Origin of the sequence: Agrobacterium sp. NPDC089420 (assembly GCF_044900305.1) — a bacterium.
Taxonomy (GTDB): Bacteria; Pseudomonadota; Alphaproteobacteria; order Rhizobiales; family Rhizobiaceae; genus Agrobacterium.
The window spans coordinates 78156-90548 of sequence record NZ_JBJDMY010000018.1 but is presented as its reverse complement, the minus strand read 5'-3'; the positions used below and the strand labels follow the sequence as shown (position 1 = coordinate 90548).

The following is a 12393-nucleotide window of genomic DNA, read 5'->3' as shown; positions in this document are numbered from 1 at the left end:
CGCGGTGTCAGTGTCGCATGTCTAAATGGCCGGGACACCCAAATTGGACATTTCTACTTTGCACATCGGCGGACGTTTCAACTCCCCCGCCACATTGTCTGCCCATCATCGCCGGATGAACGCGACGTCCAGGCCTCTCGTCAACGGCCTCATAACAGGCCGCCGGCTTTTCACCCATATGCATTGTTCTGCAGCCTTGCGGTTGGCTAGTCTTCGAACTTGACCATCGTCCCGCCGCCGGTGGCCTGGTCGGTGGGGAAAACTTCTATTCGGGAGACGTCGACGAAAACGGGAAGCTCGACCGCATTCACGATGATGGACGCGATATTGTCCGGCTGGATCGGGCGATAGCCGTCGTAAAGCAGCGTTTGCGCCGCCTTCCCCGCGAGCGCGTTGCGGTATAGATCGGTCTGTACGCGCCCGGGAACGATCTCCGTCACTCTGATGGATGTTCCAAGAAGATCGCACCGAAGATTATCGCAGAACAGGCTGAGACCCGCTTTCGATGGGCCGTAGGCTGCCATGTTCGGATAAGGCGCCTGCCCGCCGCTCGACCCGATGAAGAGAAGATGTCCACGCCTGCGTGCGACCATGCCCGGAAGCAGCGTGCGCGTCAGATGCATCGGCGCCTTCAGGTTGATGTCGATCATCGCGTCGATCTCGGCCGGATCGATCTCGTGAAAGAGCGCGCGTGTCGAAAGGATTCCCGCATTATTGACCAGTATGTCCACCTCGACGCCGTCAAGCGCCGCTGATATCCGGTCCGTGTCGCGGACGTCCGCCCGGATGGCGATCACCCCCTCGGTCGCTGCCAGTTCGCCGAGCTGTTCCTCGTTGCGGCCAACAGCGTAAACGGTCAGCCCGCGTTGACGCAAAGCGAGTACCGTGGACCGGCCTATTCCGCTGGTGGCGCCGGTGACGACGGCGTTTCGATAGGTGTCAAACATAGATATAGCCGCCGCTGATCACGACGTTTTCGCCGGTGGCATAGGTGTTGCGGGCCGATGCCATCATGACGATCCATTCCGCCATTTCGACGGGCTCCGCCGCCCTGCCGAGCGCGCTTGCCCTGGCAAGCTCGGGAAGGAAGCCGAGTTCCTTGGCGCGGTCGGTGGCAAATCCCGCGGGAGCGACGGAGTTTACCAGGATCTGTTCCTTCGCCACCTCGGCCGCGAATGACTTCGTCAGGCTGACGACCGCCGCCTTGGTCGCGGCATAATGGGCGTTCTGAGGATGCGCCTTGAAGGCATCCACCGACGTGACGTTGACGATGCGTCCCGTCACCTCCGGTGCGTTTACATATTGCCGCATGTGCAGGACAGCCGCCACCATCATGTGGTACGTCCCCTTCACGTTGATCGCATTTTCAAGATCCCACTCCTCGTCGGTGATTTCGAGGATGGGTCGGCGGGGATAGATGGCGGCGCTGTTGACGAGGGAATGCACCCTGCCCAGCCGGCTGACGATCTCATTGAAACCGCCATGCGCCGTGTCCGACTTCGAGATATCGGCAACCGCGGTCGCGACCTCGATCCCGAGGGAGCGCAGCGTTTCGGAAGCGGAAGCGAGCAGTTCGGCATTCCTGTCGATGAGGCCGATCTTCGCCACACCGTGGGCAGCCATCAGCTTTGCCGTTGTCAGTCCGAGGCCCGATGCCCCACCCACGATTACCGCCGTCTGATCCTTCAATTCCGCCTCCTGTTTTGATTTGCACCCGCCAATTTGTATGTTATCACTTATATGCCAAGTTAAACAAAGCTCAAGATATTTTTTGCGACGAAGTCAGATGATCCCCAAGTTGCGCGCTGCCGAGACGGCCCCACTTCCCGCCCCCGATTTCAGGGAGCGCCTTCTCGCAGCCGGTTTTACGGGCGACATTTCAACGAGCGCGGCGACGCGGACCGTCTTTTCGACCGACAATTCGATATATCAGGTGCTCCCTCAGGCAATCGTCTTCCCCAGGGGCGTCGCCGATATCAAGATCCTCATGACGGTTCTTTCGGAAGCGCCGTTTCGCAACCTCAGTCTCGCCCCCCGCGGCGGCGGCACGGGAACCAACGGACAGTCGCTGACGTCGGGACTGGTCGTCGACTGCTCGCGCCATATGACCAGGATTTTGAAAATCGATCCGGAGCGCCGTACCGCCCTCGTTGAGGCCGGCGTCGTCAAGGACCAGCTCAATAGGGCGCTTCGGCCCTATGGGCTCTTTTTCGCCCCTGAACTGTCGACCTCCAACCGGGCGACGATCGGCGGAATGGTTTCCACCGACGCCTGCGGGCAAGGCTCCTGCCTTTACGGCAAGACGAGCAATCATGTCATCGGAACGAAAATCGTCCTGACCGACGGTACGGAATGGTGGTGCCGCCCACTAGCGGAACAGGCGCTCGCGCTGATAAAGTCACGGGATGACCGTATCGGCGAGATCCACCGGGTGATCGACAGGATCACCACCAACGACAGCGAAAGGATTTCGCAGGTCTTCCCTCGCCTCAATCGTTACATGACCGGCTATGATCTTGCGCATGTGCGTCGTGACGACGGCCGTTTCGACCTCAACGCCGTCCTTTGCGGCTCGGAAGGCACGCTGGCCACGATCGCCGAGATCGAGCTGAACCTGCTGCCGATCCCGAAATATTCGGCGCTCGTCAACATCCGTTATGACGACTTCAATACCGCGCTGGAGGATGCCCGTTCGCTGACCGCACTCAACGTCGCCTCGGTCGAGACCATCGACGAGAAGGTGCTGGGCCTTGCGAAGGGCGACATCGTCTGGAACGGCATCTCGCAGTTCTTCCCGGACGATGGCGGCCGCGCCGCAAACGGCATCAACATCGCCGAGGTGCTGGCCGATGATGCGGACGAGCTCGAGCGGAAAATCGCCGATGTGACGGCAGCCCTGAGCCGGCCGGACACGGCCCGGAGCAAGGGTTATTCGATCGCTCGCGACCATGCCGATATTGAAGCGATCTGGACGATGCGCAAGCGTGCGGTCGGCCTGCTCGGCAATGTCGAAGGGCCAGTCCGTCCCGTCGCCTTCGTCGAGGACACCGCGGTGCCGCCCGATAATCTTGCCGCCTATATTCGCGAGTTTCGCGCACTTCTGGATGAGGCCGGCGTCTCTTATGGCATGTTCGGTCATGTCGATGCCGGGGTCCTGCATGTCCGGCCGGCGCTCGACCTGACGCGGGACGATCACGTTCCGCTGATAAGGGAGATCTCGGACGCTGTCGTCGCCCTCACCCGCAAGCATGGTGGCGTCCTGTGGGGAGAACATGGAAAGGGCGTGCGGTCAGAATATGTTCCGGAATTCTTCGGCGACCTCTATCCCCGGCTGCAGGAGATCAAGCGGGCCTTCGACCCCGAGAACCGCCTCAACCCTGGAAAGATCGCGACTGCCGACGCCAGCCCGCTTCTCAGGATCGATGAGGTGCCGCTGCGGGGCGCGACGGATCGCGTGATCGGCAACGATATCCGGGCGGCATTCGACAATGCGGCCTATTGCAACGGGAACGGCGCCTGTTTCGACTTCGACGCAGCCAGCCCGATGTGTCCGTCCTACAAGGCAACGGGCAACCGCAGCTATTCGCCGAAGGGGCGCGCCATGCTCATGCGCGAGTGGCTGCGGCTTCTCGTCGAAAGCGGCGTCGAACCGCGACACGAGGCGGTTTCTCTGTCCCGGGAGAACAGGGCGGTAAGCCTGTTACGCAGGGCGGTCAACACGCTCAATCCCTTAAACCGCAACGACTTTTCCCACGAAGTCCGCGAGGCGATGGATACCTGTCTTGCCTGCAAGGCCTGTGCGGGACAATGTCCGGTCAAGGTCAGCGTGCCCGCTTTCCGTGCGAAGTTTCTGAACCTCTATTATGGCAGATATCTCCGGCCGCTAAAGGATCCGCTGGTGGCGGGCATAGAGGCGATATTGCCTTTGATGGCGAGGTTCCGTTCCGTCTATAATCTCCTTGCCGGCAGCTCTCCTGGCCGGGCTGCCATGCGTGTCCTGGGGCTGACCGCGCTGCCCAGGCTGGCCGGAAGGCCCCTCGCCCGGCTTGCGAAGGATCTCCAGGTTCCGGTCGCCGATCCGGATATCATCGCATCGATGCCGCCTGACGATCGCGCCCGTGTGGTCGTTTTCGTGGCGGATGCGTTCACGGCCTATTTCGACCCGCAGGTCGGGGTTGCCGCCATCGCGCTCGCCCGGCACCTCGGGCTTGACCCGTTCCTCGCGCCACCCCTGACCAATGGCAAAGCCCTCCATGTCCATGGTTATATGCAGCGTTTCGAGCGCGTTGCAGGCCGGACGGCGGCTTTTCTGAGACAAATAGCCGCCACGGGCGTTCCGCTTGTCGGCCTGGATCCTTCGATGGCGCTTGCCTTCCGAAGCGAATACGGCGTTGCGGGAGCGGCCGATAACAGGGTTCCGGTCCTGCTTCCGCAGGAGTGGCTTGCCGGAGCCGCTGCATTCCTGCAACCTTTCGAACCGGAAACGAACGGCCGGCGCTTCAGGCTCCTTCCCCACTGCACCGAGCGCACCAACGCACCTGCCGCGACGTCACAATGGTCCGCGGTCTTCAAGGCTTTCGGCATCGCCCTTGAAGTCGGCGGCGCGGGATGCTGCGGCATGGCGGGAACATTCGGTCACGAGGCTCGAAACAGAATGTTATCGGAAAAGATTTATGGGTTGAGCTGGTCGGAAGAAATTGCCCGCAATACGGATGAGGTCGTCCTCATGGCGACCGGCTATTCTTGCCGGTCGCAGGTGAAGGAAATAGATCGCAGAAGGATACCGCACCCGCTGGAGACGCTGTCGGAGCTGCTGCAAACAAGACGTCGCCAAGTGGAATGATATGTGATATGTGCTAGATTACCAATGAAACAAAATAGAGGCGCTGACTTGTCAATCATCACGCAACGCGGAAATCTGGCGGAAATCGTTGTTGCCAAGCTCAGCGAGCGCATCGATTCAGGACTATACCCTCCGGGTGAAAAAATTCCATCCAGTGCGCAGCTTTGTGAAGAATTCGGCGTATCGCGCACGGTTATCCGCGAAGCGCTCACATCACTTAAAGTGGGCGGCCGCGTCACCGCCCGGCAGGGCGCCGGCGTATACGTGTCCGACAAGGATGCGAAGACGTTGAGCTTCGAGATCAGCCGCATCGAGGATATCCGGTCGGCGATGCAGATTCTCGAACTGCGCCTGGGCGTCGAGATGCAAGCGGCAGGACTGGCCGCCACACGCCGCACGCCGGAGGCGCTTGCCGAGATCGCCCGCGCCTACGACCATCTCGATTCCCTTGAAACGGATGATGCCGAAGTTGAAGCGCGTGCGGATTACGAATTCCATGTGGCGATCGCGCGGGCGACCCGCAACCCGCATTTTCCGAGTTTCCTCGAAGCGGTGATGGACAGTATCAATTTCGAACTCGTCCTCAAGCACCGTCAGTCTTCGCACGCATATCGCAACTATCTCAAGAAGATCAATAAAGAGCATGCCGCAATCCTCTCGGCCATCACCCAGGGCGATGCCAAGGCGGCAAAGAGCGCCATCGCTGCGCATCTCGAGGAAAGCCTGAACCGATACCGGGCGTTGCTGGACGAACCTGCAAGCAGCGAGGCAGCGGACTGATCCGCATTCTCCGCAAGGCGGTTCGGGGATTGCCGCCTGCTGCGCCTTGAGATTACGGCCCCATTTCCGCCGGGTCTGATGCAAACAGGCAAACCCTTCGAACTCTCGTCCAAAGGGCTGCGGGCAAGACAAGCCCCTTTGCGGTCGCGCTCGTCGCTGCCCCCGAAAAGCGGTCGGTTCACTACAGACCCTTTGCGATCGCCTGTTCACGGATTTGCGAAAGCGTCTGTTTTACGGTCAGTGCTTCCGGATCGATGCGGACCTCGATCAGCGCCGGCTTGCCCGACGCTTCGCAGCGTTCGAAGGCGGCGGCGAAGGCTTCGGTCTTTTCCACGGTCTCGCCATGCAGCCCGTAGGACCGCGCCAGCGATGCAAAATCCGGGTTTGTCAGGCGCGTGCCTGATACGCGACCGGGATAGTGCCGCTCTTGGTGCATTCGGATCGTGCCATACATGCCGTTGTTGATGACGAGGAAGATCACGCGGGCGTCGTATTGCATCGCGGTGGCAAGTTCCTGGCCGTTCATCAGGAAACATCCGTCGCCGGCGAATGCGACGACGGTCCGCTGGGGTGCCGTAATCTTTGCGGCAACCGCCGCCGGCACGCCATATCCCATCGAACCGTTTGTCGGCCCGAGCTGGGAGCGGAACGTCCTGTACTGGTAGAAACGATGCGCCCAGGCGGTGTAGTTGCCTGCCCCCATCGTCAAGACCGCGTCGGCCTTCAGGTGCCCGCGCAGCCATTCCATCACATCGCCCATCTGGACGTCGCCCGGCGTTTGCGGATGCTTGAGATTTTCGAGGTAGTCGGCATTGGCGGCTCGCGTCCAGTCCTGCCAGGCGGGCGCTGCGGATGGCTTCAGCCTGGCTGCCTGTGACAGGAAGCCGACCGGCGTGGCGTTGATTGCAAGCGTGGCGTGATAGACGCGGCCAAGTTCCTCAGCGCCGGAATGGACATGCACCAGCGTCTGCTTTGGCACGGGAATGTCGATCAGGGTGTACGCCCCGGTCGTCATTTCACCGAGACGCGCGCCGATCGAGATGAGCAGATCGCAATCCCTCAGGCGCTGCACCAGCTTCGGACCGGCGGAAAGGCCAAGTTCTCCGGCGTAATTCCCATGGGTATTGTCGAACATGTCCTGGCAGCGGAACGAGGCGGCAACTGGAAGGTCGAATGCCTCCGCGAAGGACCGCATGTCATCCACCGCCTGCTGGCTCCAGCCGCCGCCGCCGACAACGACAAGCGGTCGCTTGGCCGTGGAGAGGAGTGACTGAAGCTCGTTAAGCTGCGGTTCGCCGGGATAGATCTCGATGCGCTTGTATGCGGGCGCGTCGGCGACTTCGACGATGTCGGTGAGCATGTCTTCAGGCAGCGCGATCACCACCGGACCTGGACGGCCGTTCACGGCGCGGTGAAAAGCCTGGCTGATCAATTCCGGAATGCGCGCCGCGTCCTCGATCTCGACAATCCATTTTGCCATCTGGCCATACATGCGGCGGTAGTCGATCTCCTGAAACGCTTCACGTTCCATCTGGTCGCGGGCTACCTGGCCGATAAACAGAAGCATCGGCGTGGAATCCTGGAAGGCGGTGTGAACGCCGACGGAGGCGTTCGTGGCGCCGGGGCCGCGGGTCACGAAGCAGATGCCTGGCTTGCCGGTAAGCTTGCCATAGGCCTCGGCCATATAGGCCGCGCCGCCCTCCTGGCGGCAGATGACGAACTCAATGTCCTTCTCGACATCGTGGAAGGCATCCAGTGCGGCCAGATAGCTCTCGCCGGGAACGCCGAAGACACGGTCGACGCCATGGATCCGCAGCGCGTCGACCAGAACCTGGCCGCCGCTGCGCTTGGTGATTGGAGTGCTCATGATGGTCCCTGTTGTTTAGATCACGGCGTCTTCAAGGAAAGGCTGGTTCGCGACCACGCGCTCATAACCGAACGGCGACAGGTCAAGCGTCCTGAAGCCGCCATAGGTGATAAGTTCGCTCAGGCCGCGCCCCATCGCCGGGGACTGCTGCAGCCCGTGCCCGGAAAAGCCGTTGGCGAAGAGGAAATTCTTCACCTCGGTATGCGGTCCAAGCACGACGTTGTGGTCGAGCGTACAGTAGTCATAATGCCCTGCCCAGGAATTGACGACCTTGATCGCTTCGAATGCCGGCACACGATGTGCGAGGATCGGCCAGATCTCGTCGTCGAACTCGTCATGCATGACGTCGAAGTCGTTCGGGTCGACCTCCGGATCATGCTTGGGATAGGTCCCCATCAGGTAGAACTTGCCTTCCGGACGGAAGAAAACACCCGACGGATCGATCGTCAGACCGACCTTTCCTTCCAGCGGGGTGCGGCAATCGACGACAAATAGTGAACGGCGCCGCGGCTCGACCGGGACATCAAGTCCGGCCATCCGCGCCGTCTTCTTGCCATTAGTGCCCGACGTATTGACCAGCGTGCCGCAGGAAACCGTCTGGCCGCCCCTGGTGGTCACGGAAAGAATGCGGTCACCTTCCCGGTTGATCTCCACGACTTCGTCCTCGATATATTCGACGCCGAGCGAGCGGGCCTTCTTGCGGAAGCCCTGAAGCAGGCCGACGCTATCGAACCAGCCCTCGCCGCGCTCGCCGGTGCTGCCGAGAACGAGACCCTCAAGGTTCAGCCACGGGAAGCGCCTGCCCAGCCCTTCGGGATCGAGAAGTGAGACTTCCGCGCCGCAGGAGACCTGGGTATCGTGGTTGCGCCGGAGAACCTGTTCTCCGCGCGCGTCATCGGCGAGGAACAGATATCCCGCTTCGTGAAAGCCGATTTCTGGCGTATCATCATCGACCTGGATGTTTTTCTTAAAGTTTCGGATGAATTCAGTTCCGAACTGCGAAACCTTGACGTTAATCGCATTCGAGAACTGGTGCCGGATCGAGCTTGACGACAGGGCTGTCGCCGAACGCTGATATGTCCAGTCCTTTTCGATGACGAGAATCGATCCATCGAAATCCGGATTGGTGGCGAGGAAGTAGGCGGTCGCGCTGCCGACGACGGCGCCGCCAACGATCACCACGTCGTAATGTGTCTTGGTGTCCTGCATCATGCGCTCACTTGTTCTCGTCTTCGAAATGGCCGGCGGCGCAGAAGCTGCCGCCCTGGAAGCGTATGGCCGGGTCGTTCGGGTCCCCTTGCGGGGTTTTCGCAAAGATATTTTCGCGATAGTCGTCGGCGCTGTCCTCGGGTTTGTAGCCGAGCACGGCCGCCGCGCGGTTGTCCCAGAAACGCTGGGAGTTGTCGGACATGCCATAGGCGACCATGAAACCGACGCGCGGCGCAGACAACGCTTTTTCAACGAGCTGGCGGCAGTCGCGATAGGACAGCCACGTGATCAGGTGGCGGCGGTCCGTCGGCTCGGGAAAGCAGGAGCCGATACGGATCGACACGGTTTCGATACCGAATTTGTCCCAGTAATAACGGGCGAGGTTTTCCACGAACGTCTTTGATACGCCGTACAGGCTGTCGGGTCGGGTCGGCACGTTGCCGTCGATCGTTTCCGTCCGGTCATAATAACCGATGGCATGAACCGAACTAGCATAGACGATACGCTTTACCCCGTGACGCCGTGCGGCCTCATAGATGTTGTAGCCGCCGGAAATGTTGGAATCGAGAACGGTCTTCCAGGCCGCCTCTATGGCCTGGCCGCCCATGTGGACGATTGCATCGCAGCCTTCGACCGCCTTCGATACGGCGTCGAAATCGGCGAGATCGAGGGGGAAGTCCTCTTCATGGGCGGCGAGGTCGATTATCGGCTTACGGTCGGAGAGACGCACCGTCTTGCCGAGCGCGGTGCCGGATTTGCGCAACTGCGTGCCGACGCCGCCAGCCGCGCCCGTCAACAGGACCTTGTTGTAATCGGACATTTCGAATCCTTTTCTAGCGGAGTTTGCCGAGGGCTTCAGCGACACGATCAATCGCGAGCGCAAGATTGTCGCGCGACGTTGCAAAGGACAGCCGGATGTATGGTTCCACGCCAAACGCCGCGCCTGGAACCGTCGCGACCTTCCCCTCATTGAGAAGATAGGCGGCAAGGTCAGTATCGTTCGATATCCGCGTTCCGTCGGGGGCGGTGCGGCCGATATAGGGCTCGCATTTCGGGAAAAGATAAAAGGCGCCCTCCGGTGCCCTCACTTCAAGACCCGGAATGGCGGCAAATCCCTTCGCCACGAGTTCACCCCTCGCCTTGAATTCGGCGACGGCGGTGCGCACGAAATCCTGCGGCCCGTTGAGGGCGACGGCCGCCGCATATTGGGTTATCGAGGACGGGCATGTCGTGCTCTGCGATTGCAGCTTGTTCAAAACCTTCGTCAGGTTTTTTGGACCAACCGCGTAGCCCAGACGCCAGCCGGTCATCGCATAGGCCTTGGATACGCCGTTGATGAGCAGGGTTCGATCCCGGAGATCGGGGCAGGCCACAGCGAAGGACGTGAATGGCACGTCGCCGCAAATGATGTGTTCGTAGATCTCGTCGGACATGATCGCGACCTGCGGATGGCGGGCAAGAACCTCGCCGAGCGCCCGCAGTTCATGCGCCGTGTAGATTGCGCCGGTGGGGTTCGAGGGAGAGTTGAACAGGAACCAGCGGCTTTTCGGCGTAATCGCCGCCTCAAGCTGCTCGGGCGTGATCTTGAAGTCCTGCTCGACGCCGCAGGGCACGATCCGCGCGATGCCGCCGTGAAGGATGACGATGTCGGTATAGGATACCCAATAGGGCGCCGGAACGATGACTTCGTCGCCGGGCTCCAGCGTTCCGAGGAAAGCGTTGAACAGGATTTGCTTGGCGCCGTTGCCGATGGACACCTCGTCAAGAGCGTAATCCAGACCGTTTTCACGCTTGAACTTGGCGACAATCGCCTCACGCAGTTCAAGCAGGCCGTCCGGCTGGGTGTAGCGGGTGACACCCCGGCGCATGGCTTCGTCGGCCGCGGCAACGACGTGATCCGGCGTATCGAAATCGGGTTCGCCGAGAGACAGATCGACGACAGGCACGCCGTTCGCCCTCATGGCCTTGGCCGCCGTGGCAACGGCCATGGAGGGTGACGACTTGATACCCGCCACCCGTTTGCTTTCAAAATGGATCGTCATGCCTCTCCTCCCGCCTTGCCGTACAAGGCTGCCTGTTCTTCGGTAATGTAGCCGTGCCGCACGTCATGGGAGACCGCCTCGGCAGACCGCCCGGCCGGATCGCCGTAACCGCCGCCGCCCGGCAGCGAGAGAACGAGACGGCGGCCTTCCGGCACAAATTGAAGCCCCTTGCCCTTCAGCGTGGTGCCGTCATCAAGCGCGACGCCGCCGGGGGCGCCTTCAAGTCCACCGTCCCGGCCGCGGGCGGGATGGTCAATGCGGTCGAACATGGCGGAGAAGCGGAAGCTGAAACCTTCGGCAGCCTCGATCTCGATCATCTGGCCGAGACCGCCGCGCTGCGCGCCCGCGCCGCCGGATCCGTCGCGCAATTCCTTGCGCCAGACGATGACTGGACCGACATTTTCCGTCGCCTCGATCGGCATGGTGTGCACGCCGCTCGGGAAGGCGGTGGCGTTGAGACCGTCAAGGGCCGTGCGCGCGCCGGAGCCGCCGGAGTTGAACATGAGGATTTCCGCTCCCTTCGCGTCATTGCCCGGCAGGGGTCGGACGCTCATATGGAGATTCCAGAGTGCGCTGGCGCCTTCGGCCGGCACCTGGCCGGGAAGCGCCTGATGCAGTGCGCCAAGAACCAGATCGGGAACGAAATGGCCGAGAACGTGGCGGACGGCTACCGGCGCCGGACGCTTGGCGTTGAGGATGCAGCCCTCCGGCGCTACGACGTCGAAGGGGGCGAGCGACGCGGCATTGTTCGGAATATCCGGGGCCACCACGCACTTGATGCCGTAACACGCATAGGCCTTGGCATAGACCAGCGGCACGTTGATGCCGAACCTGCTCATGCCGGAGGTGCCATCGAAATCGACCACGACGCCGTCCCCGCCGATGCTGAGCCTTGCGGCCAGATGGACGGGCTCGTCATAACCGTCGAGATCGAGGCTGTAGCTCCAGGAGCCATGCGGCAGGTTACGCAGTCGTTCAAGCGTGGCTTCGCGGCTGTGTTTCAGGATGAACCCGCCAATCATGGAGAGGTCGTCCAGATTGAATTCCGTCAGCATGTCGACGAGGCGGCGGTGCCCCGTCTCGTTGCAGGCCGCAAGCGCGTGGAAGTCACCGACGACCTTGTCGCTCTCGCGGACATTGTTCTTCACGATGTTGATCAGCGTCCGGTCGAGCTGACCGCGGTCGAAGAACTTCATGATCGGTATGAAGAGGCCTTCTTCATAGACTTCGCGCGCGTCCGGGCCGAAACCACGGCCACCGACATCCACCACATGGGCGGTGGAGGCGAAATAACCGACGAGCTTGCCGTGGTGGAAGGAAGGCGTGACGACCGTGATGTCGTGAAGGTGGCCGGTGCCCTTCCAGGGGTCGTTGGTGATGTAGACATCGCCTTCGAAAATATTCTCCGGCCCGATGTCGCGGATAAAATGCGCAACCGACTCGGCCATCGCATTGACGTGTCCCGGCGTGCCTGTGACGGCCTGCGCAAGCATGCGGCCCTCAAGGTCGAAGACACCTGCGGACAGATCGCCGGCCTCGCGCACGGAGGTGGAAAAGGCGGTGCGGATCAGCGTCTGGGCCTGCTCCTCGACCACCGAAATCAGGCGGTTCCACATGACCTGCATGTGGATATCGATCATGGACTGGTTCAT

General features: G+C 61.3%; 9 protein-coding genes. 2 read left to right on the top strand and 7 right to left on the bottom strand.

The annotated features are described in order from the left end of the window. Positions 1-206: 206 nt before the first annotated feature. The gene (locus ACI2KA_RS22870) at positions 207-947 is read right to left on the bottom strand and encodes an SDR family oxidoreductase (RefSeq protein WP_404504751.1); all 741 of its coding nucleotides are present in this window, start codon (positions 945-947) and stop codon (positions 207-209) included. Continuing rightward, positions 940-1689, bottom strand: coding sequence for an SDR family NAD(P)-dependent oxidoreductase (locus ACI2KA_RS22865; RefSeq protein WP_404504750.1), 750 nt, complete (start codon positions 1687-1689; stop codon positions 940-942). The genes ACI2KA_RS22870 and ACI2KA_RS22865 overlap by 8 nt, the downstream gene beginning before the upstream one ends. Before the next feature lie 97 nt (positions 1690-1786). On the opposite strand from ACI2KA_RS22865, the gene ACI2KA_RS22860 reads away from it, so the two are divergent. Further along, positions 1787-4843, top strand: a complete 3057-nt coding sequence (locus ACI2KA_RS22860) for an FAD-binding and (Fe-S)-binding domain-containing protein (protein ID WP_404504749.1) — start codon at positions 1787-1789, stop codon at positions 4841-4843. A 48-nt stretch (positions 4844-4891) separates the two neighbouring features. Next, positions 4892-5623, top strand: coding sequence for a FadR/GntR family transcriptional regulator (locus tag ACI2KA_RS22855; protein WP_404504748.1), 732 nt, complete (start codon positions 4892-4894; stop codon positions 5621-5623). Positions 5624-5804: 181 nt separating this feature from the next. Here the strand turns inward: ACI2KA_RS22855 and ACI2KA_RS22850 are convergent, their stop codons facing one another. The 5 genes from ACI2KA_RS22850 to ACI2KA_RS22830 are packed head-to-tail and all read right to left on the bottom strand — an operon-like array spanning position 5805 to position 12393. Beyond that, entirely contained in the window at positions 5805-7490 is a 1686-nt protein-coding gene (locus ACI2KA_RS22850; RefSeq protein ID WP_404504747.1) for a thiamine pyrophosphate-binding protein, read from the bottom strand. A gap of 15 nt (positions 7491-7505) precedes the next feature. Further along, positions 7506-8699 carry an NAD(P)/FAD-dependent oxidoreductase gene (locus ACI2KA_RS22845; RefSeq protein WP_404504745.1) on the bottom strand — a complete coding sequence of 398 codons (1194 nt, stop codon included), beginning with the start codon at positions 8697-8699 and terminating at the stop codon, positions 7506-7508. A 7-nt stretch (positions 8700-8706) separates the two neighbouring features. After that, entirely contained in the window at positions 8707-9519 is an 813-nt protein-coding gene (locus ACI2KA_RS22840; protein WP_404504744.1) for an NAD-dependent epimerase/dehydratase family protein, read from the bottom strand. A 13-nt stretch (positions 9520-9532) separates the two neighbouring features. Then, positions 9533-10741: a pyridoxal phosphate-dependent aminotransferase gene (locus tag ACI2KA_RS22835; RefSeq protein ID WP_404504743.1), complete on the bottom strand. Its 1209-nt coding sequence runs from the start codon at positions 10739-10741 to the stop codon at positions 9533-9535. Beyond that, complete coding sequence (locus tag ACI2KA_RS22830; RefSeq protein WP_404504742.1) at positions 10738-12393, bottom strand: hydantoinase B/oxoprolinase family protein; 1656 nt, start codon at positions 12391-12393, stop codon at positions 10738-10740. The genes ACI2KA_RS22835 and ACI2KA_RS22830 overlap by 4 nt, the downstream gene beginning before the upstream one ends.